Annotated in this window: 26 protein-coding genes; 24 read left to right on the forward strand and 2 right to left on the reverse strand. The window is 30.9% G+C overall.

Annotation, left to right across the window (positions count from 1 at the left end):
• Positions 1 to 144: 144 nt before the first annotated feature.
• The 5 genes from ELQ07_RS04875 (at position 145) to flgG (ending at position 5,938) form a co-directional block, all read left to right on the forward strand.
• Complete coding sequence (locus ELQ07_RS04875; RefSeq protein ID WP_134224817.1) at positions 145 to 1,635, forward strand: peptidylprolyl isomerase; 1,491 nt, start codon at positions 145 to 147, stop codon at positions 1,633 to 1,635.
• Positions 1,632 to 3,020, forward strand: a complete 1,389-nt coding sequence (gene ftsA / locus ELQ07_RS04880) for a cell division protein FtsA (RefSeq protein ID WP_134224818.1) — start codon at positions 1,632 to 1,634, stop codon at positions 3,018 to 3,020. Before ELQ07_RS04875 ends, ftsA begins: the two co-directional genes overlap by 4 nt.
• 15 nt (positions 3,021 to 3,035) lie before the next feature.
• Complete coding sequence (gene ftsZ, locus ELQ07_RS04885; RefSeq protein ID WP_002852071.1) at positions 3,036 to 4,148, forward strand: cell division protein FtsZ; 1,113 nt, start codon at positions 3,036 to 3,038, stop codon at positions 4,146 to 4,148.
• Between the two features lie 155 nt (positions 4,149 to 4,303).
• A complete protein-coding gene (locus ELQ07_RS04890; protein WP_134224819.1) occupies positions 4,304 to 5,116 on the forward strand; it encodes a flagellar hook-basal body protein in 813 nt (270 codons plus the stop codon).
• A gap of 30 nt (positions 5,117 to 5,146) precedes the next feature.
• A complete protein-coding gene (gene flgG, locus ELQ07_RS04895; protein WP_002852142.1) occupies positions 5,147 to 5,938 on the forward strand; it encodes a flagellar basal-body rod protein FlgG in 792 nt (263 codons plus the stop codon).
• Positions 5,939 to 6,006: 68 nt separating this feature from the next.
• Here flgG and glnA read toward each other — a convergent pair whose 3' ends face one another.
• Positions 6,007 to 7,437 carry a type I glutamate--ammonia ligase gene (glnA, locus tag ELQ07_RS04900; RefSeq protein ID WP_134224820.1) on the reverse strand — a complete coding sequence of 477 codons (1,431 nt, stop codon included), beginning with the start codon at positions 7,435 to 7,437 and terminating at the stop codon, positions 6,007 to 6,009.
• Between the two features lie 203 nt (positions 7,438 to 7,640).
• Between glnA and ELQ07_RS04905 the strand changes: the two genes are divergently transcribed.
• From ELQ07_RS04905 to ELQ07_RS04990, 18 genes are all read left to right on the forward strand, one after another.
• Positions 7,641 to 8,336 (forward strand): chemotaxis protein, encoded by a 696-nt coding sequence (locus ELQ07_RS04905; RefSeq protein ID WP_070300924.1) that lies wholly within the window; start codon positions 7,641 to 7,643, stop codon positions 8,334 to 8,336.
• Entirely contained in the window at positions 8,333 to 9,586 is a 1,254-nt protein-coding gene (locus ELQ07_RS04910; RefSeq protein WP_044258389.1) for a peptidase U32 family protein, read from the forward strand. Before ELQ07_RS04905 ends, ELQ07_RS04910 begins: the two co-directional genes overlap by 4 nt.
• A complete protein-coding gene (purE, locus tag ELQ07_RS04915; protein WP_070300926.1) occupies positions 9,587 to 10,081 on the forward strand; it encodes a 5-(carboxyamino)imidazole ribonucleotide mutase in 495 nt (164 codons plus the stop codon). It begins immediately after the preceding gene.
• Between the two features lie 9 nt (positions 10,082 to 10,090).
• The gene (locus ELQ07_RS04920) at positions 10,091 to 10,627 is read left to right on the forward strand and encodes a DUF3972 domain-containing protein (protein ID WP_002852251.1); all 537 of its coding nucleotides are present in this window, start codon (positions 10,091 to 10,093) and stop codon (positions 10,625 to 10,627) included.
• Between the two features lie 11 nt (positions 10,628 to 10,638).
• Positions 10,639 to 11,502, forward strand: a complete 864-nt coding sequence (glyQ, locus tag ELQ07_RS04925; protein WP_002861386.1) for a glycine--tRNA ligase subunit alpha — start codon at positions 10,639 to 10,641, stop codon at positions 11,500 to 11,502.
• Positions 11,489 to 12,214 carry a Nif3-like dinuclear metal center hexameric protein gene (locus ELQ07_RS04930; RefSeq protein WP_052834165.1) on the forward strand — a complete coding sequence of 242 codons (726 nt, stop codon included), beginning with the start codon at positions 11,489 to 11,491 and terminating at the stop codon, positions 12,212 to 12,214. Before glyQ ends, ELQ07_RS04930 begins: the two co-directional genes overlap by 14 nt.
• A 9-nt stretch (positions 12,215 to 12,223) precedes the next feature.
• Positions 12,224 to 12,940, forward strand: a complete 717-nt coding sequence (locus ELQ07_RS04935; protein WP_134224821.1) for a zinc ribbon domain-containing protein — start codon at positions 12,224 to 12,226, stop codon at positions 12,938 to 12,940.
• Positions 12,937 to 14,094: a lipid IV(A) 3-deoxy-D-manno-octulosonic acid transferase gene (gene waaA / locus ELQ07_RS04940; protein ID WP_070316966.1), complete on the forward strand. Its 1,158-nt coding sequence runs from the start codon at positions 12,937 to 12,939 to the stop codon at positions 14,092 to 14,094. Before ELQ07_RS04935 ends, waaA begins: the two co-directional genes overlap by 4 nt.
• Positions 14,075 to 14,827, forward strand: a complete 753-nt coding sequence (locus ELQ07_RS04945) for an RluA family pseudouridine synthase (RefSeq protein WP_070316967.1) — start codon at positions 14,075 to 14,077, stop codon at positions 14,825 to 14,827. Before waaA ends, ELQ07_RS04945 begins: the two co-directional genes overlap by 20 nt.
• Before the next feature lie 67 nt (positions 14,828 to 14,894).
• Positions 14,895 to 16,232, forward strand: a complete 1,338-nt coding sequence (gene ffh, locus ELQ07_RS04950; protein ID WP_134224822.1) for a signal recognition particle protein — start codon at positions 14,895 to 14,897, stop codon at positions 16,230 to 16,232.
• Between the two features lie 64 nt (positions 16,233 to 16,296).
• On the forward strand, positions 16,297 to 16,524 hold the full coding sequence (gene rpsP / locus ELQ07_RS04955; protein WP_002852274.1) for a 30S ribosomal protein S16: 228 nt from the start codon (positions 16,297 to 16,299) through the stop codon (positions 16,522 to 16,524).
• A gap of 2 nt (positions 16,525 to 16,526) precedes the next feature.
• The gene (locus ELQ07_RS04960; RefSeq protein WP_002852144.1) at positions 16,527 to 16,769 is read left to right on the forward strand and encodes a KH domain-containing protein; all 243 of its coding nucleotides are present in this window, start codon (positions 16,527 to 16,529) and stop codon (positions 16,767 to 16,769) included.
• Positions 16,762 to 17,301, forward strand: coding sequence for a ribosome maturation factor RimM (gene rimM / locus ELQ07_RS04965; RefSeq protein ID WP_070316969.1), 540 nt, complete (start codon positions 16,762 to 16,764; stop codon positions 17,299 to 17,301). The genes ELQ07_RS04960 and rimM overlap by 8 nt, the downstream gene beginning before the upstream one ends.
• Positions 17,298 to 18,002: a tRNA (guanosine(37)-N1)-methyltransferase TrmD gene (trmD, locus tag ELQ07_RS04970; RefSeq protein ID WP_002868040.1), complete on the forward strand. Its 705-nt coding sequence runs from the start codon at positions 17,298 to 17,300 to the stop codon at positions 18,000 to 18,002. The genes rimM and trmD overlap by 4 nt, the downstream gene beginning before the upstream one ends.
• Positions 18,003 to 18,012: 10 nt before the next feature.
• Positions 18,013 to 18,369, forward strand: a complete 357-nt coding sequence (gene rplS, locus ELQ07_RS04975; protein WP_002854824.1) for a 50S ribosomal protein L19 — start codon at positions 18,013 to 18,015, stop codon at positions 18,367 to 18,369.
• Between the two features lie 132 nt (positions 18,370 to 18,501).
• Positions 18,502 to 18,915, forward strand: a complete 414-nt coding sequence (gene uraH / locus ELQ07_RS04980; RefSeq protein ID WP_002852246.1) for a hydroxyisourate hydrolase — start codon at positions 18,502 to 18,504, stop codon at positions 18,913 to 18,915.
• Between the two features lie 23 nt (positions 18,916 to 18,938).
• Entirely contained in the window at positions 18,939 to 20,279 is a 1,341-nt protein-coding gene (locus tag ELQ07_RS04985) for a 3-deoxy-7-phosphoheptulonate synthase class II (RefSeq protein WP_002857190.1), read from the forward strand.
• Positions 20,276 to 20,605, forward strand: a complete 330-nt coding sequence (locus ELQ07_RS04990) for an ArsC/Spx/MgsR family protein (protein WP_070300932.1) — start codon at positions 20,276 to 20,278, stop codon at positions 20,603 to 20,605. Before ELQ07_RS04985 ends, ELQ07_RS04990 begins: the two co-directional genes overlap by 4 nt.
• A gap of 12 nt (positions 20,606 to 20,617) precedes the next feature.
• On the opposite strand, the gene ELQ07_RS08405 is transcribed toward ELQ07_RS04990, so the two are convergent.
• Positions 20,618 to 20,860, reverse strand: coding sequence for a SelT/SelW/SelH family (seleno)protein (locus tag ELQ07_RS08405; protein ID WP_276322053.1), 243 nt, complete (start codon positions 20,858 to 20,860; stop codon positions 20,618 to 20,620).
• Positions 20,861 to 21,053: 193 nt separating this feature from the next.
• Between ELQ07_RS08405 and dnaE the strand changes: the two genes are divergently transcribed.
• Positions 21,054 to 24,656, forward strand: coding sequence for a DNA polymerase III subunit alpha (gene dnaE, locus ELQ07_RS05000; RefSeq protein WP_087684596.1), 3,603 nt, complete (start codon positions 21,054 to 21,056; stop codon positions 24,654 to 24,656).
• Positions 24,657 to 24,665 lie beyond the last annotated feature (9 nt).

The following is a 24,665-nucleotide window of genomic DNA, read 5'->3' on the forward strand; positions in this document are numbered from 1 at the left end:
ATAAGCTATAATTATAACTAAATTTCATTGTAAAAATCATAAAATTTAAAGAACAAATATTTTTTTGGTAAAAATTATATAATTAAACTCCACTTAAACACTTCTACGATACAATATCTAGTTTAAATTCAATCAAGGAATGATATGCTTACTTGGATGCAACATCACAAAAAATATCTTGTTGTTACTATATGGGTTAGTACTATAGCTTTTGTTGGCGCTGGCTTTTTAGGTTGGGGTGCTTATGATTTTAATCTCAATAGAAGTTCGAGTGTTGCAACTGTAGGAAATGAAAAGATAGGTTTTAGCGAATTTGATACTAGATATAGACAAATTTTAAGTTATTATAATCAAATTAGCAATGGTGCTTTAACTCCAGAAAATGCTGAGCAACTAGGCATTAAAAATATAGCTTTAAGCTCTCTTGTTGAAGATAAGCTTTTGTTAAATTTTGCCAAAGATTTGGGTATTGGCGTAAACGAGAATGAAATTTTACAAAAACTTGCAAATACTAGAGAATTTCAAGATCCTACAGGGGATTTTAACAAAACAATTTATTATGAACTTTTAAATGCCAATAATTTAACTCCAAAAGATTATGAAACACAACTTGCAAGTGAAGTAATTACCGATAAACTTAATCAAATTTTTAATATTCCTAGCAAAGATGAAGAATTAAAAATGTTAGCTTCTAGTTATTTCATGCAAGATGCTTTAAGTATTGCAAAAATTGATTATGACAAAAAAAATATTAAGATTAACGAAGAAGATTTAAAAAAGCTTTGGAATGAACATAAAGAAGATTATAAAACTAAAAAAATATATGAAATTTCAACTTATTTTTTGCCAGTTAGCAATGAGAAAATTGACGACAAAGAATTAGAAAAATTTTATAATCAAGATGAAAATAAACTAAAATATAAAGATTTTGCAGGTAAAGTGATGGATTTTCAGTCTGCTAAAAATGAAGTTGCTAAAGATTATGCTTTAATGCAACTAAAGAATGTGGCTAATGCTAAATTTTTAGATTTAAAAAATGGGAAAGATAATTTTCAAAAAGATCAAAATATTAGTGAATCTGATGTTTATTATCCAATTGATCTTTTGAATAAAGCTAAAAATGGAGATGTTTTGCGACCAGTACCTTATAATAACGGATATATCATAGTTAAACTAAATAAAGTAGATCCTATAAGAAATAAAACTTTTGAAGAAGCTAGAGAAGAAGTTTTACCTATGTATTTAAGCGAACAAGCTAGAAAAAATTTAGAAGAAAAAGCTAAAAATAGTTTAGTAAATTTTAAAGGCGATGATATAGGCTTTGTAAGTCGAGATAGTTCTCGAGAGAGTGTAAAGCTTAGCGATAAGATATTAAATGATTCTGAGTTTGCTTATTTTTTAATGAATGTATTTAATACTGACCAAAATAGTTCTTATGTGGTCATTAATGACAATAAAGCAATATTATATAAAATAAATAAACAAAAATTAGATATGAACTCCGATAAATTTGAACAATACAAAACTATGCTTGAGCAAAATTTGCGAAATTTAAAAGTAAATGAGCTTAAGCAAGAACTTGTTGATGAACTTAAAAAGATATATCCGATAAAAATTTATTATAAAGGGAATTGATTTTGAATATATTAGGAATTGACTTAGGCTCAACCCAGACTTGTGCCATTATTGCTCAAAAAGATGAAGATGGATTAAAAATTATTGGTTTTTCCAAGTCGAAAACTAACGGGGTTAAAAAAGGTGCCATTACCAATATAGAGCTTGCTTCTAAATCTATCGAAGAAGCTGTTAGAAGTGCTGAGATGATGAGCGGCGTTCATTATGATAAGGTTGTGGTGTCTATATCAGGTGCTTATACTAAAAGCGTTGATAGTATAGGTGTTGTTAATATTCCAAATCATGAAATAGGCATTAAAGAAATTCATCGTGCTGTAAGTACAGCTAAGCATACTGCCAATCTACCAAGTGGTTATGAAATTATCCATGTTTTGCCTTATAATTTTAAGGTTAATGATCTTGAACATGTTGATGATCCTTTGGGAATGAGTGGCAATCGTTTAGAAGTTTCAACCCATATAGTGATTTCGCAAGAATCTCATATTAAAAATCTTAAGAAAGCAGTTGAATTAGCTGATTTAAGAGTGGATAATATAGTTCTTTCAGGATATGCTTCAGCTATAGCTTGTTTAGATGATAGCGAAAAGGAATTAGGCGCTGTTTTGATTGATATGGGTGGAGCGATTTGTGATATGGTTGTTCATACTGGAAATTCAATTAGATATAATGATTGTTTGCAAATTGGCTCGATTAATATTACCCAAGATTTATCAATGGCATTGCATACACCTTTAAAAGAAGCAGAAAAAATCAAGCTTAATTATGCAGCTCTTTCGCAACAACCTAATACCCTTATACAAATTCCTTCAATGGGTGATGAAAGAAAGGTTAATGAAGTTTCTTTGGATATTATTTCAAATGTAATTTATGCAAGAGCGGAAGAAACTTTGATGATTTTGGCAAAAATCTTAAGTGATAATCGTTATGCCAATGCTATAGGCGGTGGAGTTGTTTTAACAGGTGGAATGACTAAGTTAGCAGGTATTGATGAGCTAGCTCCTGCAACATTTGATAATCGCTCAGTTAGACTGGCTACTGCAAGAAAAGATTTGATTACTGGTTTTAGTGAAATTTTTAACGATCCTGAAAATACTTGTGCTATAGGACTTTGTTTATATGGAGCGGGGTATTTTACGCCTTATGAACTTGATTCTAATGAGAAATTAAGATATAAAGGGGAAATTGAAAATTTTAATCGTCAAATTAAACAAGATATTGTTTTGCAAAAAGATACAGAAAGTGGAATAAAATCTGATTTTTTTGATGAAAATTTGCAAGAAAATGATACAATTGCAATACAAGAACAATTAGATTTTAAAGAGCCAAAAGAAAAAAAACCTAGCGTTTTTTCAAATATCTGGCATAAAATTATGAATCAATTTTAACAAGGAGAAATTTTTATGAGTGAATTTTTAGTAGAAGAAATGCAACATAATAAAGGTGCAAAAATTAAGGTTATAGGCTGCGGCGGCGGCGGCGGTAATATGATCAACCATATGGTTAAAATGGGATTAAATGATCTTGATTTAATTGCAGCGAATACTGATGCACAAGCTATTTCAATTTCATTAGCAAAAACTAAAATTCAACTTGGCGAGAAAAAAACTAAAGGTTTAGGCGCTGGTATGCTTCCTGAAGTAGGTGCAGAAAGTGCTAGAGAAAGTTTTGAAGAAATAAAAGCAAGTCTTAGTCAAAGTGATATTGTATTTATTGCTTCAGGTTTTGGTGGAGGTACTGGAACGGGTGCCACTCCAGTTATTGCACAAGCAGCTAAAGAGATTGGAGCTTTAACTGTTTCCGTTGTAACTATGCCTTTTGCATTCGAAGGAAAACAAAGAAAAAAACTTGCTGAAAGCGGTCTCCTTGAGCTTAAAAAAGAAAGTGATTCTATTCTTGTAATTCAAAATGAAAAATTATTGAGCATTATTGATAAAAAAGCAGGCATTAAAGATGCTTTTAGATTGGTTGATGATATTTTAGCTCGTGCTGTAAAAGGTATGGTATCTATCTTGCTTGATAATGGAGATATTAATGTTGACTTTGCGGATGTAAGAACTATCATGAGTCATCGTGGACTAGCGCTCATGGGTGTTGGTAGTGCTAGTGGTGAAAATGCTATAGAAGAGGCTCTTTCAAACGCTATAGAATCTCCTTTGCTTGATGGAATGGATATTAAAGGTGCCAAGGGAGTTATTTTACATTTTAAAACAAGTTCTAATTGCTCTTTGTTTGAAATTTCGGCAGCAGCAAATAGTATACAAGAAATTGTTGATGAAAATGCTAAAATTATTTTTGGTTCTACCACAGATGATAGCATGGAAGATAGAGTTGAAGTAACTATTATTGCGACAGGGTTTGAAGATAAAGATACAGTAGCTAAAAAATCTACCGAAGAAGCTCAAGCTTCTAAGAAAAATCCTTATTTAAGTCTTAAAAAGGTAAGCGGTGGTTATGATGAAGAGATAATGGCGCAAATTGAAACACCAACTTTCTTGCGTCGTCAAATGGATTAAAATTGATTTTTAAAGCAAGATTGAGTCAAATCTTGCTTTTTATAGTTTAAAATTCTCTCCTAACAATCTTTCAAATATTTATTTTTCTTTGTTTCTAAAAGTTGGAACACTCTTTGCTTTTATAGCTATAAAATCTTAATTTTATAGGTGAAAATATGCAAAATGGATATTATCAAGCAACTGGTGGAATGGTAACTCAGTTTAATAAACTTGATGTGATTACTAATAATCTTGCCAATATTAATACAAGTGGGTACAAAAGAGATGATGTGGTTATTGCAGATTTTAAAAGGATTTTTAAAGAAACTCAGGATGAGTTGCCTATAGAAAATCACACAAGAGATGCATCTCGTTTTGTAAATACTACAATAGATGGAATTCCGCAAGTTTCTCAAGAATATACAGATTTCAGCCTAGGTTCTTTAAAGGCCACAAACAATCCTTTGGATTTGGCAATGACTAGAGAAGATGCTTTTTATTTGGTTCAGTCCAAAGATGGAGAAGTAAGATTAACTAAAGATGGAAATTTTCAACTTGATGATGAGGGTTATTTGGTAAATAAGCAAGGATACAAGGTATTAAGTAGTGATTATTTTAATAATCCTCAGAATGCTGGCATACGCATTCCTAATGGTGCTGTTCAAATTAGCGTTGATAAAAACGGAAGCATTGAGGTTGATGGAGCTCAAAATGCAAGATTATTTGTAGCACAAGTAGATGATATAAGAGCTTTGCAAAAAGATGGGGATAATGTCTATAAAATAGATGATCTAACCCGCATTAGAGATTTGGAAAACTCCAATGCTATTCGCCAAGGTTTTTCTCAGGGATCAAATGTTAATCCAGTTACTGAAATGGTAGGACTGATTGAAGCAAACAGAATGGTAGAAATGTATCAAAAAGTTATGACAGCTCATATGGATGACTTAAATCAAGAAGCTATCAATAAGCTTGCAGCTGTTAAATAATTTAAAATAAAATAAAAAAAAGGATTAAAAATGATGAGATCACTTCATACTGCTGCTACGGGAATGGTAGCGCAGCAAACACAAATTGATGTTACTTCAAATAACATCGCCAATGTTAATACAGCAGGTTTTAAGAAAAGTCGTGCAGAATTTGCTGATCTTATGTATCAAGTTATGAAGTATGCAGGAACTTCAACTTCAGCTACTACTCTTTCTCCTTCGGGTATAGAAGTGGGTGTGGGTGTGCGTCCAACAGCGGTAACTAAAGTTTTTACTGAAGGAAATTTAAAATCAACAAGTACTGATGGTCTTGATATGGCTATTGCAGGTAATGGGTTTTTTCAAATACAACTTCCTGATGGCACTATAGGATATACTAGAAATGGGCAATTTACAAAAGATAATGAAGGTAATATTGTAAATTCAGATGGTTATAGACTTTTACCTGAAATGACAATACCTGAAGGCGCAACAGCAATTAATGTTGCTACAGATGGAACCGTTTCTGTAATGCTACCAGGGGAGCAACAAGAAACTCAAATTGGCCAAGTGGAGCTAGTTCAGTTTATAAATCCAGCAGGTCTTCATTCTATGGGTGATAATCTTTATCTTGAAACAGGAGCAAGCGGTGCACCTGTTGCGGGTATAGCAGGACAAGATGGACTTGGAACGATAAGACATGGATTTATAGAACTTAGTAATGTTCAGCTTGTTGAAGAAATGACAGATCTTATCACAGGACAAAGGGCTTATGAAGCGGGTTCTAAAGCAATTACAACAAGTGATGATATGCTAGGAATTGTAAATCAGCTTAAGCGATAGTTGATGCAAAATAAATAATTTTTTAATTCTTTTTTAGTTTAATGGCGTGTTAAACGCCATTAAATTTTTTAGCAGGAGTAGCAAGTTTTAAATTCATAAGCAGTTGGACGAGCTTCTACTGGCCAAACTTGTGTTTTAAATTTTAAATGCTGATAGTCATCTATAAAAATATCGCTCATTACAGGTTTTAAATAAGAATTATGTCGGATTAAAGCTTCTAAACTTCCTCTTAGAGTGTGCGGTAGCTGTTCTATCCCTTTTTCACGTATTTCATCCAAAGTAAGATCAAATAAATTTTCATCCATAGGACCTACAGGAATGGTTTTATTTTTGATTCCATCAAGACCTGCCATTAAAAGACTAACAAAAGCTAAATAAGGATTAGCAGTGCTATCAGGGAAGCGAATTTCTATACGAGCTGAATTTTTACCTATACCATAAGGAACGCGACAACTTGCTGATCTGTTTTGACAAGAATAAGTTAAAATACAAGGAGCTTCAAAGCCAGGAACTATTCTTTTGTAAGAGTTGGAACTTGGATTTGTAAAAGCTGCAACACTTCTAGCATTTTTTAAAATTCCACCTATATAATTTATAGCAGTTTGACTAAGTCCACTGTATCCATCTTTATCGTAAAATAAATTTACTCCATCTTTCCATAAGCTCATATGAACATGCATACCATTGCCATTATCTCCGTATAAAGGTTTTGGCATAAAAGTGGCAGTTTTGCCATTTAAATGAGCTACCATTTTTACAACATATTTATAAATTTGAACATTGTCAGCTGCTTCTACAAGCGTGCCAAAATTTACTCCTATTTCAGCTTGTCCTTGTGCAACTTCATGATGATGAACAAAAGTTTTAAGACCTACTTTTTCAAGGGTTTGAACCATTTCAGAACGAATATCTACTAAAGAATCAATTGGCTGAACTGGAAAATATCCACCTTTGTTTCTTGGCCTGTGTCCAGTATTGTAGCTATCGGTAAATTCTCTATCATCATTCCACTCTCCTTCTTCGGTATCAACTTCATACTTAGAACAATGAGTAGTATCAACTATTTTTACACTATCAAAAACAAAGAATTCATTTTCTGGTCCAAAGTAAGCAGTATCAGCTATGCCACTATTTTTAAGGTGTTCCATTGCTTTTTTTGCTATGCTTCTTGGACATTTTTCATACATTTGTCCTTTGTAAATATCATACACATCACAAAATACTATGATAGTAGGATCAGCCGTAAAAGGATCTAAAAAAGCACTTTGCGCATCAGGTTTTAAAATCATATCTGATTTTTCTATAGGTTGCCATCCATGGATTGAGCTTCCATCAAATGGAATGCCAGTTTGAAATGTTTCTTCATTGATTGCATGAAGATTATAGGTAATATGATGCCAAGTTCCTATCATATCCGTAAAACGAAAATCAACAAAAAGCACTTCATTTTGTTTGCAAAATTTGAAAAAATCATCTATATTATTAACAAATTTTCCCATATTTTTACTCCTTTATGTAATTAAATTTATAAAATTATATCATAAAATTTTTAATTAAGATTTAATTAATATATTTTTTTTAATAAATTTAAAAATTTAATTTAAAAAGATTAAAAAAATAAAAATTTATATTTTTGTTTTAGATAAAATTGATTATAATTTTGAGCAATTATTGAAAATCTAGATTTAAAAAAAGGAAAAAAATGACTCAAGAAGAGCTTGATGCTTTGATGAATGGTGATGTTGATCTTGATTCAGAGACAGAAGCAGAGGTAAAAACCGAAGAATCGAATACCGAAGAAGATGCTTTGATGCTAGAAGATGTCAAAATAGCTGATTACAAACCTAATCCTAGTGTAGTATGGCCACCACCCCCACCAAATCAGGAGCATAAAGTTGTACATCAGTTAGATGATGTTACAAAAGATAGCGAGCTTAAAGCAACGGAAATGATGGATAAGCTTGAAAGTATTAATAATTTTTTTGCGGATTCTGAAAGTTTACTCAAAGAAATAAATAAAGCAATAGAAAAAAATATTGATATTTTTTCTAAACTTAATGAAAAATTTCCTAATGTGGAAAGTTTCGGTGAAGCTTTAGAATTAAACAATCAAGCTAAAAAAAGTTCTAAGGAGATTGTCGGAAATCTTCAAAGTGGACAAGATGAAGTGATGATGGCAATGGATGCAATGCAGTATCAAGATATACATCGTCAAAAAATCGAACGTGTTATTAATGTAATGCGTGCTTTAAGCCGTTATATGAGTTCTTTATTTGAAGGTAAAATTGATGATAAAAAACGTGTAAGTTCTGCAGTGCATATTGAAGGCGATAGTACTGCTGATGTTGTAAGTAATGATGATATAGAAGCTTTAATTGCAAGTTTAGGGCAAAAATGATCATTCCTGAAATAGTAGCTCCTGCAGGAAATTTCACAAAATTAAAAATTGCTTTGGCTTATGGCGCAGATGCGGTTTATGCGGGTGTGAATAATTTTTCTTTAAGATCACGCACTGCAAGAGAATTTAATTATGAAAGTTTTGAAGAAGCTATCAAATATACTCATGAGCGTGGTAAGAAAATTTATGTTACTTTAAATGGTTTTCATTTAAGCTCTCAAATTGAAGGTTTAAAAAGACATATATTAAAATTACGTGAGATGAAACCTGATGCTTTTATCGTAGCTTCTGTTGGAGCTATGCGTCTTGTTAAAGAACTTGCACCTGAAATTTCTTTACATGTTTCTACTCAGGCAAATATTTTAAATTATTTAGATGCTCAAGTTTATAAGGATATGGGTGCTAAAAGGGTTGTAATTGCCAGAGAATTAGGGCTTAAAGACGCTAAAGCTTTAAAGGAAAATTGCGATATTGAACTTGAAGCTTTTGTGCATGGTTCTATGTGTTTTGCTTATTCAGGGCGTTGTTTAATAAGCTCTGTGCAAAGTGGAAGAATGAGCAATCGTGGATCTTGTGCAAATGATTGTAGATTTAATTATGAGCTTTATGCTAAAAATCCAGAAAATGGCACTTTATTTCGCTTAGAAGAAGATGAAAATGGTACTCATATTTTTAATTCTAAAGATTTAAATCTTTGTTCTTATATAGAAAAAATCATGCAAGAAAATTGTATCAGTGCTTTTAAAATAGAAGGGCGTACTAAAAGCGAATATTATGTTGCGCTTACAACAAGGACTTATAAAATGGCTATACAAGATGCTTTAGAGGGTAAATTTGAGTCAAGTAAGTATGAAAAAGAGATTGCTACACTTAAAAATCGTGGTTTTACAGATGGCTATCTTGTTTCGCGTCCTTTGGAAAAAACCGACACGCAAAATCATAATACAAGCATAGAAGAAGGTTCTCATCAAGTGCATGCTATAAGCGAAGATGGAAGCTTTTTTAAATGTAAAGGGAAAATCGTTTTAAACACGCCTTATGAAATTTTAGCCCCTTTAGGCGATGTGATTCAAACTTGCGATAATGAACTAGGTAAAATTTATCAAAAAGAGGATAAATATTTTATAGAGTTTAAAAAACTCATTGCTAAAAACAATAAAGAATTTAGCGAAATTCATAGTGGCAATGAACATGAAATCCAATTACCAAATAAAATCAGTGCATTAAGTTTTTTAAGAAAGGAAATATAGATGAATTTTGTTTCTATTTTAATGGGAAGCAAGAGTGATTATGAGACTATGAAAGAGGCTGCTAAAACTTTAGAAAGTTTTGGGGTAAAGTATGAACTTATTATCTCATCAGCTCATCGTAGTCCAAAAAGAACAAAAGAGTATATTGCAAATGCTGAAGAAAAAGGTGCGAAAGTTTTTATAGCAGCAGCTGGAATGGCAGCACATTTAGCTGGAGCTGTTGCAGCTTATACAACAAAACCTGTTTTGGGAGTGCCTATGTCAGGAAGCAATCTTGCAAGTATGGATTCTTTGTTTTCTACGGTGCAAATGCCTAGTGGAATTCCTGTAGGAACTTTAGCTATTGGTAAGGCTGGAGCGATCAATGCTGCTTATTTGGCTATGCAAATTTTAGCTATTTATGATGTTGGTTTAGCACAAAAGCTTAAAGAAGATCGTCTTGAAAAAGAAAAAAAACTTGTATCTGATTCAAAAGAAGTAGAAGTTTTATTATAAGGGATAAAAATGCAAACCTATCTTGAACTTGAAGAATTTTGTAAACTTGTGCATTTAAATGAAGATGTGGTTAAGGGTATGATGGCCAATGGGGCTTTAAATTTTAAAGAAGAAGAGGGTAAAATTTACATCGAAGCTCATCAAGGCACTTTTAGTGTAGTGCCTAGTTCTGCAAAATCTCAAACTGCAATGGTAAATTCAATGACTTTAGCAGGAGAAAGTTTTGTTGAAAAAACAATAGGAACTATTTTAAATTTACATGAAAAAGTTTTAGATGCTAAAGATGAAACACTTGAAGCATTAAAAAATGAGAATAAATTTTTAAAAGACGCTCTTTATTCTATGCAAGAACTTTATGATGAAGATAGAAAAACTATAGAAACTTTAAATAATGAGTTAAAACATGCGCGTGAAGAGATAGAATTTCTCAAGCGTAAATATAAATTAATGTGGAGTAAAACCGCAGAAATTTTTGGAGCTAAGACAGAGCCTGATTTGGAAATGAATAAAAATTTAGAAAAACCTATTGAAAATATGGAACAATAAAGAGAGAAACAATGACTTTTTCACAAATGATACTTAATTTACAAAATTATTGGCAAGAGCAAGGTTGTGCGATTATGCAACCTTATGATATGCCAGCAGGTGCAGGAACCTTTCATCCAGCAACTTTTTTAAGAAGTTTAGGAAAAAAACCTTGGGCAGCTGCTTATGTGGCTCCAAGTAGAAGGCCTACTGATGGACGTTATGGTGAAAATCCTAATCGCTTAGGCGCTTATTATCAATTTCAAGTTTTGATTAAACCTAGTCCTGATAATATTCAAGAATTATATCTTAAAAGTCTTGAAAATTTGGGTTTTGATTTAAAAAGTCATGATATTCGTTTTGTTGAAGATAATTGGGAGAGTCCAAGTTTGGGTGCTTGGGGTTTAGGCTGGGAAGTATGGCTTGATGGTATGGAAGTCACTCAATTTACTTATTTTCAGCAAGTTGGCGGTATAGCAGTAGATTTAGTAAGTGCTGAAATTACCTATGGTCTTGAAAGAATAGCCATGTATCTTCAAAATGTTGATAATGTTTATGATATAGTTTGGAGTGAATTTAATGGAGAAAAAATTAAATACGCAGATGTGCATAAGCAAAGTGAATATGAATTTAGTAAATACAATTTTGAAGTAAGTGATGTTAAGATCTTAAATGAGCAGTTTGAAAATTCTTACAAAGAATGTAAAAATATTTTAGAACAAGGACTAGCTTTACCTGCTTATGATTATTGTATGCTTGCTGCACATACTTTTAATCTTTTAGATGCAAGAGGAGCAATTTCTGTAGCACAAAGACAAGATTATATGTTAAAAATTCGTGAGCTTTCGAAAAATTGTGCTGAAATTTATAAGAAAAATTTAAATGAAACTGAGTGAAATTTATAATTTTTTAGATCAATTAAGTCCCTTTGATATCCAAGAATCATGGGATAATAGTGGAATTTTGCTTGGAGATAGGGATAGTGAAATTTCAACTGTTTATTTAAGCTTAGATATTGATGAAAATATCATTAAAGAAGCGAGTGAAAATTCTTTAATTATCACACACCATCCTTTGATATTTAAAAGTTTAAAAGATTTATATGACAAGACTTATCCTAGAGCTTTTATTAAAGAAATGATTTGTAAAAATATTTCTTTAATCAGTATGCATACAAATTACGATTTAAGTCATTTAAACACTTATTTTACGGAAGAAATTTTAGGTTTTAAAATTTCTTTTAAAGATGAATTTTTAATTTATGTCGAAAATTCTATGTCTTTTGAAGCTTTGTGTGACTGGGTGAAAAAAAAGTTAAATTTACAAATTTTACGTGTAAGCAATTGTGGTAAAAAAGACATTAAGCGTATTGCTATATGTACTGGAAGTGGTGGGGATTTAATTTCTAAAGTAGATGCGGATTGTTTTTTAAGCGGAGATTTTAAATATCATCAAGCTTTAGAGGCACTTAGTAATCAAATCAGTCTTATTGATTTGGGTCATTTTGAAAGTGAGAGATATTTTTCTCAATGTTTAGCAAAAGACTTGAAAAATTTGCCGCTACAAGCTATAATAACAGTTTCAAAAAATCCATTTCAATATTTTTAAGGAAAATAAATGAATAAATATCTCGAACAATTAGTGCTTTTATCAAAAATAGATCAAGAAATTGATAGTTATGAACCAAAAATAGACAGTATTAATAAGACTTTAAAAGATGCTGAGTTAAAAATAGGAAAAATCAACACAGATTTAGAAAAAATCGATGAAGAAATCAAAGATATAGAAAATCAAAAAGTACAAAATAATGCTCATATTTCTGAGTTTTCGGCAAAAATTAAAGAGCTTTCTAAAAAAAGTAGTGCAGTAAAAACAGAAAAAGAAGCTAATGCTTTAAAAATTGAAGAAGATATTGCAAAAGAGCAATTAGACGCTGCAAATGATGAAATTGTAAGACTGGATAAAATTTTAGAGAATAAAGAAACTTATAAAAAAGAACTTGAAGAAGAAAAAATTAAACAAGAGCAAAATATTAATGAGATTAGAGTAAGCATTAAATCTGAAATGGAAGTTCTTGAAAAAGATAGAATGAGTGTTTATGATAAAAAAACCAAACTTGTGGGCGAGATGAATCAAAAAGTTTTAAGTTTTTATGAAAAAATTCGCAAATGGGCGAAAAATACTGCTGTAGTTCCTGTTAAAAAACAAGCATGCTATGGATGTTTTATGAAAATTTACGATAAGACTTATCTGTCTGTTGTAAAAGGTGAAGAGATTGTAACTTGCCCTCATTGTGGAAGAATTCTTTATAAAGATCAAGAAGAACAAAATTGATCTTTTTTTATTATTTTTTAACTTGGGCGGCATTTTTATTTTGTGCCGTCTTTATTCTTTTGCTTTCTTTTTTAAAATCCAAATATAAAACTAGTTTAAAATCCCGATTTTTTCTTTATAAAAATTTACATCAAGAAAAAGCTGATGTACATTTTCATGCTTGTTCTTACGGGGAGGTAAGAAGTATTAAAACTTTGGTTTTGAAATTTGATTCAAGAATAACTACTATTACTCAAACAGGTTTTGAATATGCAAAAGAATTTTGTAAAAAGGTAAATTATCTTGCTTTTGAAAATTTTTTGCCTTTTTGGTTTAAGCCTTGTAAGGTTTTGGTAATTTTTGAAGCAGAATATTGGCTTATGCTTATTTTCATGGCACACATTTATAAAACTAAGATTATTTTGCTTAATGCAAGAATATCTGATAAATCTTATCATTCTTATCAAAGATTTTCTTTTTTTTATAAAAAAATTTTTTCTTATATTGATGAAGTTTTTGCTCAAAGTGAATTAGATAAAGTAAGACTTGAAAGTTTGGGAGCTAAAAATGTTAAAATTTTTAAAAATATTAAGGCAAATTTAGAAATTAAAAATAATAAAATTTATGCCAAACCTAAGGAAAAGCTTATCATTTTTGCTAGTACGCATAAAGATGAAGAAGAGCTTTTGCTTGATCATTTTAAACTAGAAGAAAATGAAAAACTCATTATCGCCCCACGACACCCTGAGCGTTTTAAAGAAGTTGAAAATTTGCTTTTAAACAAAGGTTTGAAATTTGAAAAATTTAGTTCTTTAAAAGATGAAAATAAGAAATTTGCTAAAAAAATTTTGCTTTTAGATGCTTTAGGAGAGCTTGTAAATTTTTATGCAATTTCTGATGTTGTTGTGCTTGGAGGTTCTTTCATAGAAGGCATAGGAGGACACAATCCTATAGAAGTGGCATATTTTGACAATGTATTAATCAGTGGGAAATTTATTCATAATCAAAAGGCTTTATTTGAAGAAGTAGAAAATGTATATTTTTGCGAAAATTTAAAAGATTTAAATGATAAAATTCATTATTTAAATTTAAAAGCTAAAATTTCCAAAAAAGAAAATTTAGATCTTATCATACAGACCATACAAAAGGGAATTGATGCAAGAAAAAGCTTATAAACTCTTAGCTTTGCAAGAAAAAATTTCAAATCGTGAAGCTAAAGATTTGATTGATAAGGGTTGTGTTTTTTCACATGGAAAAAAAGTTGTGGTTGCTAGAGCTTTGATGAGCGATAAGGCAAGATTTAATGTGATAAAAACCAAAAATCCTCAAATTATTTTTGAAGATGATAAGATTATTGCTATTAATAAACCTTATGCTTATGTGAGTGAAGACTTGGAGAAAAAATTTAATGCCAAGCTTTTAAATCGTTTAGACAAAGAAACAAGCGGTGTGATTTTGCTTTGCAAAGATGAAGATTTTAGAAAGCTTTGTATAGAAGAATTTAAAAAACACAGGGTTTATAAAAGTTATATTGCGGTTTTAGATGGGGTTTTGGCTGAAGAGGTTGAAGTGAATGAGCCTATTTTTACCATAAAAGCAAAAGGTGGGGCATTAAGTAAAGTTTCAAAAGATGGTTTAAGTGCCTTAAGTATCATTACTCCTATCATGATGCAGTCAAAAAAAACCTTAGCAAAAATAGTCATTCAAACAGGTAGAACTCATCAAATCAGAGTGCATGCTAAATTTATAAAACATGGCGTTGTAGGTGATGAAAAATATGCTAAAATTTCAAGCGATAGAATGTATTTACATAGTTATGAAATTAAAATTTTTGATTATTATTTTAAGGCTGAGCTAGATAATAGTTTTACAAAAGTTGGCTTTGAGATAAAAAATTTAGATTTTTAAAGCCATTTAAGAAAAAATTTTGTATAATGCAAGGTTTAATTTAAAAATTTTATAGAAAGGTAATAAAGTGTTTGAGTTAGTTAGCGAATCTTTTAAATCAGCGATTAATAAATTACGTTTTGTTGATGATGAAAAAGCACTTAAGAACGCTTTAGAAACCTTAAAAAAAGCTCTTTTAAAAGCAGATGTTCACCATAAGGTAACTAAAGAGCTTTTGACTTTGATAGAAGAAGATGTAAAGCAAAACGGAATAGGTCAAAAACAATTTTTAAATGCCATTAAAGTAAATTTAGAAAATATTTTAAGTGTCAATGGCAAAAATCAAGGTTTTGTTTTTGCTTCTAAACCCCCAACAGTAGTTCTAATGGCAGGTTTGCAAGGGGGCGGTAAGACTACAAGCACTATCAAACTTGCAAATTATTTAAAATTACGCAATAAAAAAGTTTTAGTTGCAGCTTGTGATTTACAGCGTTTAGCGGCAGTGGAGCAGCTAAGACAACTTTGTGAAGCTAATGAAATTGAACTTTTCTTCATAGAAAATGAAAAAGATCCTATTAGGGTTGCTAAAGAGGCCTTAAAAAAGGCTGAAAGTTCTATGGTAGATGTTTTGCTTGTGGATACTGCTGGACGTTTGGCTATAGATGAGGCTTTGATGAATGAATTAAAAGCAGTTAAGGATGTTTTAAATCCTGATGAGATTTTCTATGTTGCTGATGCAATGAGTGGTCAAGATGGGGTTAAGACTGCGGCTAGTTTTAATGAAGTTTTAGGTATCAGCGGGGTAATTTTATCAAAATTTGATGCAGATACTAAAGGTGGAGTAGCCTTAGGTATAGCAAAACAAATCGGTATTCCTTTAAGATTTATTGGTGTGGGTGAAAAAGTAGCAGATTTAGAAGTTTTTATACCAGATCGTATAGTAAGTCGTATTATGGGTGAGGGTGATTTGGCAACTTTAGCTGAAAAAACTGCTGCGATTATTGATGAAAAAGAGGCTAAAAAACTTAATCAAAAAATTAAAAAAGGTGAATTTAATTTTAATGATTTTCTTAATCAAATGGAAAGTATTAAAAAATTAGGAAGTATGAAATCTTTAATTGGCATGATACCAGGACTTGGCGGAATGGCAAATGCGGTAAAAGATATAGATTTGGATAATTCTAAAGAAATTATACGCATTAAAGCAATGATTTCTTCAATGACTCCAAAAGAAAGAGAAAATCCTGATTTGTTAAATAATACTAGAAAACGTCGTATAGCAGATGGAGCGGGTCTTTCTCAGGTAGAAGTCAATCGTTTTTTAAAACAATTTAGCAATGCAGCAAAACTTGCAAAAAGATTTTCAGGTAAAAAAGGAATGGAAAGTTTAACACAGATGATGAGTCAAGCTAGAAGACAATTTTAAATTTTATTTATAAATACTTTTTATAGTATCTATAAATAAAATTTTTAATTTTTAAGGAGTATAAATGACAGTTATTAGACTTACAAGAATGGGTAGAACTAAAAGACCATTTTATCGTATTGTAGTTACAGATAGTAGAAAACGTCGTGATGGTGGTTGGATAGAAAGTATTGGGTATTATAATCCTATGGTAGAACCTGAGGTAATTAAAGTTGATGCAGAGCGTTTAGCTTATTGGAAAAGTGTTGGTGCAAAACTTAGCGATAAAGTTGCTTCTATCACTAGTAAATAATCATGGTAGAGAATTTTCTTAGAGAATACGCAAAATTAATTGCAGATTATCCTGAACAGATTGATACTCAAAAAATTGAATTAAGTGAAAATTTTTTTGAGATTGTTCTTTTTGCACATAAGGTTGATACAGGTAAGCTTATAGGTAAAAATGGAAAAATGATCAATGCTATAAAAACCGTAATCTCTGCTTATAAGAGTAAGGATGCAAGTTCTTATAGAGTAACGGTAAAAGCACTTGAGTGAAAAAGATTTTGTTCAAGTTGCAAAACTTGGTAAAACTGTGGGTCTTAAGGGTTATGTAAAATTGCATAACCTGAGCGACTTTTCTTCTCAATTTAAAAAAGATGCTACTTTTTTTATAAAAAACACCAAAGAAATGTTAAAGATTAAGCATTATAATGCAAGCAATTCTACTGTTTTATTTGAAAATTATGAAGATATAGAAAAGGCCAAAGAATTAACTAATCTTATTCTTTTTCAGAGTATCGAGAAAAGCAGACAAACTTGTAAATTAAAAAAAGATGAGTTTTTTTATTTTGATATTTTAGAGTGTGAAGTTTTTGAAGAAGATAAAAGATTAGGTAAAGTGGTTGATATCTTGGAAACTGGAGCTTCTTATTTATTTGAAATTCAAAGTGATGAAAAATGGGTGGAAAAAAAATATCCTAAAATATTTTTTATTCCATATTTAGATAAATTTATTAAAAATATAGATATAGAAAAACGACAGATTTTTTGCACGCAAGATGCTTTTTTAATTTTAGAAAATTCATGAAATTTAGTTTCGTTTCTTTGTTTCCTAATCTTATGGAATTTTACTTTCAAGATTCTATACTTGCAAGAGCAAAAGAAAAAAAACTTTTTAAACTTAATTTTTATAATCCAAGAGATTTTTCTAAAAATTCCTATCATAAAGTCGATGATTATAAAATAGGTGGCGGAGCTGGACTTTTGATGCAAGCTGAACCTATGTATGAGGTGTTAAGAAGTATTCAAGAAAAAAAAGAAAATCCCTATTTTATTTTTTTAAATCCAAGTGGTAAAACCTTTAATCAAAAAGATGCCAAACGCTTAAGTAAAAAAGAACATATAGTTTTTGTATGCGGGCGTTATGAAGGTATAGATGAAAGAGTGCTTGAAATTTTTGCGAATGAAGTTTTTAGCATAGGGGATTTTATTTTAACAGGAGGAGAATTACCTGCGCTTGTAATGTGTGATGCGATTTTAAGAAATGTTAACGGGGTTTTAGGGAATATGGAAAGTTTGGAAGAAGAAAGCTTTGAAAATAATTTACTCGAAGCGCCTGCTTTTTCAAAACCTTTTATTTTTGAGAAAAAAAATAAAAAATTTTATACTCCTTCAGAGTTTTTAAAGGGTAATCACGCTAGAATTGCAAGTTTAAAAACTACTTTGGCGTCTTGCAAAACGAAATTTTTTCGTCCAGATTTATTTTTAGAGCATGAACGCAAAAAATAAGGGATTTTTTATGAAAAATAAATATATAGAACAATTTGAAGCAAAACAAATTGAAGGTAAAAATGTTCCAGATTTTCGTGCTGGTGATACTTTAAAGCTTGCAATTCGCATCAAAGAAGGGGATAAAACAAGAATCCAAAATTTTGAGGGTATTTGTATTGCTAGAAGAGGTAATGGCGTAAGTGAAACTTTTATCGTGCGTAAAATGGGTGCTAATAATGTTGGCGTTGAGAGAATTTTCCCTATTTATAGTGAAAGTTTAGAAAGTATTACTGTTTTGCGTCGTGGTCGTGTACGCCGTGCAAGATTATTCTACTTAAGAGATAGACGCGGTAAAGCAGCGCGTATTAAAGAGCTTAAAAAATAATTTATAATTATTTTTTATTATAAGTCTAACAATTAAATAATTATAATTAATTTATAATTTTTATTATTTGATTTTAATTATTAATAATACTCTTGTATAATATTCTTTGTAAATATTATACAAGGAGAGAAAATGTTTTCTATTAAAAAAACTTTATTAATACTAGCAAGCGTGCCAATGTTTTTGAGTGCTACTGAATATCAATTAAGTACTCATGTTTTGGATATTACTTCTGGACAACCTGCTCCTAAAGTAAAAGTTGAGCTTTATAAGTTGGAAGCAAATCAACAGTGGAAAAAAGTAAGTGAAGAATTTACCGAAGAAAATGGTAGAATAGGAGATTTATTACCATATGAAAAAGCTGAAAATAGGGCTTTTGGAATTTATAAGCTTAAATTTTTCACAAAAGACTATTACACATCACACAAAATAAATACTTTTTATCCTTTTGTAGAGGTAAGTTTTGAGCTTTCTAAAGATCAAAAACATTATCATGTTCCAATAACCCTTTCTCCTTTTGGTTATTCAACTTATAGAGGAAGCTGATAAATAAAACGAAAGAAAAAACTATGTGGACTAAGAATTCTTGGAAAAACTATCCTATAAAACAGCAACCTATCTATCCAGATCAAGAGGAAATGAATAGAGTTTTAGCAAGACTTGAGAAGCTTCCTCCTTTGGTTTTTGCTGGAGAAGTGAGAAATCTTCAAAAGTCTTTAGCAAGAGTTTGTAAAAAAGAAGCTTTTTTACTTCAAGGTGGAGATTGTGCTGAAAGCTTTGAAAATTTTGGCGCTGTAAATATCCGTGATATGTTTAAAATTTTACTTCAAATGGCTATAGTGCTTACATTTGCCGGTGGATGTCCTGTTGTAAAAATTGGTCGTATTGCAGGGCAGTTTGCCAAGCCAAGAAGTAGTGATTTTGAAGAGTTAAATGGTATAAGTCTTCCTAGTTATCGTGGTGATATTATTAATGGTTTTGAATTTAGCGAACAAGCACGCATTCCTGATCCACATAGAATGCTTGAAGCTTATTATCAAAGTGCAACAACGCTAAATTTGTTGCGTGGATTTGCTAAGGGTGGTTTAGCAGATTTGCATGAAGTGCATCGTTGGAATTTGGGCTTTTTAAAAAAGAGTGAACTCCATAAGCAATATACTGATATCAGTGAAAAAATTTCACAAGCTTTAGCTTTTATGGAAGCTTGTGGAATTAATACAAGTAATACGCCGAGTCTAAGAGAAGTTAGCGTTTATACTTCACATGAAGCTTTACTTTTGCCTTATGAAGAAGCTTTAACTAGAGTGGATAGTTTAAGTGGGGAAATTTACGATTGTTCAGCTCATATGCTTTGGATAGGTGAAAGAACAAGGGCGCTTGATGAAGCTCATGTACATTTTTTAAGAGGAGTAAAAAATCCTTTAGGGGTTAAAATAGGACCTAGTGCAAGTGCAGATGATATCATAGCTTTAGCAAATGTTTTAAATCCAAATAATGAAGAAGGAAGATTAAATATTATTATCCGCATGGGTGCAGATAAAATTATCAATAATTTGCCAAAAATTTTCTCTAAACTTAAAAGTGAAGGTTTAAATTTAGTATATAGCATAGATCCTATGCATGGAAATACAGTAAAAGCAGGTAATTTTAAAACACGTGAGTTTGATAAAATCATGCAAGAAGTGAGATCTTTTTTTGAGATTGCAATAAGCGAAGGAGTTTATCCAGGTGGAGTGCATCTTGAAATGACTGGTAAAGATGTAACAGAATGCACAGGTGGTGCAAGCAATGTTACTGCTCAAAGCTTGGAAGATCGTTATGAGACTCAATGCGATCCAAGACTTAATGCGGATCAAGCATTAGAGCTTGCTTTTTTAATTGCAGATTTAGTAAAAAAGGCTAGAAAATGAAACTTTATGGTATTAAAAATTGCAATTCTGTAAAAAAAGCTATGGATGCTTTAACACAAAAAGGCATTGTGTTTGATTTTATGGATATTAAAAAGATTAGTCAAGATATTTTATATACATGGTTAAAACAAAAATCTTTTGAAGAACTTATCAATACTGCTGGATTAACTTCTAAAAAACTTGGTTTAAACAAAGAAAAAGTTAAAAGTTTAAATGAAAAAGAACTTGAAAAAATTGTATTAGAAAATCCAAGTTGTATTAAGCGTCCTATTATCGAGTATGAGCAAAACATATATATTGGTAAGGAATATGAAAAAATGTTATAATAGAGTGTTTGATTACACTCTATTTTTTATCAATTGATTAATTTCATTTTGATGTGGAAATCTTTCACTTTCGCAATTAATAAGTTGTGTTTTAGAGAAGATAACTTTTCCGTCTACTTCAACGATAAAATCACCTCTGCCGCCAATTTCAAATTCTACTTCAACATCTTTGAAATCGCTTTGTAGTTCTTCTGCAACCCTTGCAGCTTGTGGGTGATAATTTCAAAGATTGCAATAAGCAATTTTTACTTTCATCATTTCATCCTTTGAAAAGTTCTTTTTATTAAGATTAAAATCTTAGATTTTATTATAGTTTATTTTGGCTGAATTTTTGCCTTTTTGTCAAAATTTAAGTTGAAATTTAGGGCTAATTTCTTTCAAATTCAGCGAGAAAAATTTATAATTTTTATCAAAATTAAAATAAGCCTTAAAAAATTAAAGGAAGAAAATGAGCCAATTTACACACTTGCATTTGCATACAGAATATTCTTTACTTGATGGAGCTAATAAGCTTAAAGAATTAGCTTTGACTTTAAAAGAACAGGGTGCTACAAGTGTGGCTATGACAGATCATGGAAATATGTTTGGGGCAATTGATTTTTATCAAACAATGAAAGCACAAGGTTTAAAACCTATCATTGGCATGGAAGCGTATTTGCATAATCACGATGAATTAGATGATAAAAGTTCTCGCCAGCGTTTTCACCTTTGTTTGTATGCAAAAAATGAGATTGGATATCAAAATTTAATGTATCTAAGTTCTCAAAGTTATATTAAAGGCTTGTATTATTATCCGCGTATCAATAAAAAGCTTTTGGAAGACTATAGTGAAGGTCTTATTTGCTCTTCTGCTTGCTTGCAAGGTGAAGTAAATTGGCACTTAAATACTTATAGTGAAAGAAATGTGCGTTTTGGTGCAAAAGGCTATGAAGCAGCAAAAGAAGCGGCATTATGGTATAAAAAAGTTTTTAAAGATGATTTTTATTTTGAAATCATGCGTCATGGTATAGGCGATCAAAGAATGATAGATGATGATATTATCAGACTTTCTAAAGAATTAAATATAAAAATTATTGCTACAAATGATACGCATTATACTTTTAAAGAAAGAGCGGCTGCCCATGAGGTTTTTATGTGTATAGCCATGGGAAAAAAACTTAACGATCCTGATAGAATGCGTCATAGTGTGCATGAATTTTATGTTAAAAGCCCTGAGCAAATGAGTGAGCTTTTTGCAGATATTCCAGAAGCTATAGAAAATACACAAGAAATCGCGCAAAAATGTAATTTAGAGCTTAATCTTGGCAATCCCACTCCACCGAATTTTAAATTTACAAGAGAATATGCTAAAGATCATAATATTATCTTACCTGAAGAAACAAAAGAATTTAGCTTTGATAATGATGACATAGTTTTTGAAGAACTTTGTAAAAAAGGACTTGAAGAGAGATTAAAATTTATTGATGAAAGTAAGCATGAAGAATACAAACAAAGACTTGAAGTAGAAATTAACATCATTAAAAATATGAAATTTTCAGGTTATATGCTTATTGTTCATGATTTTATTAAAGTGGCTAAGGATAAAGGTATTCCAGTAGGCCCTGGAAGAGGATCAGCTGCAGGAAGTTTGGTTTCTTATTGTTTAAGGATTACGGATTTAGATCCTATTCCTTATAGTCTACTTTTTGAGCGTTTTTTAAATCCTGAGCGTGTGAGCATGCCTGATATTGATGTGGATTTTTGTCAAGACAGACGTGCTGAAGTGATTGATTATGTGATTGATAAATATGGAGCGGATAAGGTTGCACAGGTGATTACCTTTGGTAAACTTTTGGCTAAAGGGGTGATTCGTGATGTGGCTAGAGTTTGTGATATGAGTATTCAAGATGCTGATGAGCTTGCTAAACTTGTGCCTGAAGAGCTTAAAATCACTCTTGATGCTGCTTATGAAAAAGAACCTAAAATCAAAGAATTTATCGATCGTCATCCTAAAGGTCCTGAAGTTTGGGAGTATGCAAGAGCTTTAGAAGGATTAAATCGCAATGCGGGTATGCACGCAGCAGGTGTTGTAATTTCTAATGAAAGTTTATGGAAGAAAACTCCGCTTTTTAGACAAAGTAAAAATGATGAAAGACATTTAGTAACGCAGTATTCTAAAGATCATTTAGAAGATGTGGATTTGATAAAATTCGACTTTTTAGGTCTTAAAACTTTAACAGTAATCAATAATGCGATCAAGCTTATTAAAAAGCGTTACAATAAAGACATTATTTGGGAAACTATAGATGTAAATGATAGCAAAGTTTATAAAACCATACAAAGTGGAAATACTTTGGGAATTTTTCAAATCGAATCAGGCGGTATGCAAAGTTTAAATGCACGCTTAAAACCAGAGCGTTTTGAAGATATCATTGCGGTTCTTGCGCTTTATCGTCCAGGTCCTATGGAATCAGGAATGCTTGATGATTTTATCGATAGAAAGCACGGTTTAAAAAGCATAGAATATCCTTTTGACAGTTTAGAAAAGGTTTTAGAACCTACTTATGGGGTTATTGTTTATCAAGAGCAAGTTATGCAAATTGTTCAAATTATAGGTGGCTTTTCTTTAGGAGGTGCTGATGTAGTGCGTCGTGCTATGGGTAAAAAAGATCCTGAGAAGATGAAAAAGCTTAAGACTGATTTTGCAGATGGAGCAGAAAAACAAGGATATGATAGAGCAAAAGCTGAGGATTTATGGGAGCTTATCGTAAAATTTGCAGGATATGGTTTTAATAAATCTCACTCTGCGGCTTATGCGTTGATTACTTTTCAAACAGCTTATTTAAAAACTTATTATCCTAGTGAATTTATGGCAGCGCTTTTAACAAGCGAAGAAAACAATGTGGATAAAATTGCTGTTTATATTGATGAGATGAAAAAAATGAATATTAAACTTTTACCTCCATCGATTAACAAAGCGATCCGTGAATTTAGTGCTTTAGAGCAAGATGGCAAGGATGCTATTATATACGGACTTGGGGCTATAAAAAGTGTGGGTATTCCTGCAGTTGAAAATTTACTTGAAGCAAGACAAGATGGAGAATTTAAGGATATTAATGATTTCTTAGGTAAGATAGATCCTACCAAAATAAACCGTAGAACATTAGAAAGTCTTATTAAGGCAGGGGCTTTTGATGAGTTTGGTTTTACTAGAAAAGCTTTGTTTGATAATATGGAAAATCTTAGCGAAGCATCGCGTAAAATGGCTGAAGTAAGAAAAAATGCTGCAAGTTCTCTTTTTGGTGAAGAGGAATTAACTTCAGGTGTTCAAGTAAATTTTACTCCCAAAAATGAAGAATTTGAAGTGATGGAAAAATTAGGATATGAAAAAGAAATTTTAGGAATTTATGTTTCAGGCCATCCTTTAGATCGATTTTATGAACAAATTAATGCCATAAATTATGTTAAAAGTTTAGATTTTGAAAGTTTAAAAAACAATGGAGAAATTTTAAGTATAGGTAAAATTGAAGATTTCAAATCCATGATGAGTAAAAATAATAAGCGTTATGGTAGAATTGAAATTTTGGATTATTATTCTTCGTTTGATGCTACTGTATTTGAAAGCAATGTAGAAGAAATAGAAAACATCATCAAAGATGAAAATTTAAAAAATAATGCCTATGGTTTTGTATTGGGATTTAAAGCTGAGGGAGGGGAGAAGCCTAGCTTTTTTTTAAAAGCAATTAAAGATTTACAAAGTCTTGAAGATGGTGAGATTAAAGCTATAAAAAAATTTGGAGCAAAAAAAGATTTCAAAAATAAAGAAGAAAATCATTTTACCGCAGAACCTAAGGAATTTGAAAAAAATATCATAGAGCTAGATTTGACAAGGTTAAATAGAGAATTAATCTATGAAATTCATGAAATTGCTAGAAATGCACATAATCCTAATGAAAAAAATAATAAAAAACTTGTTTTAAAAGTTATTAGCGCGGGATCTTGCTTGCTTTATCATACAGATTTTATTATCTCTGATAGTATAGTAGAGGAAATTTCTAATAAATATGCTTAAGTAAGATTG

This window comes from Campylobacter sp. US55 (assembly GCF_004378955.1).
Classification (GTDB): Bacteria; Campylobacterota; Campylobacteria; order Campylobacterales; family Campylobacteraceae; genus Campylobacter_D; species Campylobacter_D jejuni.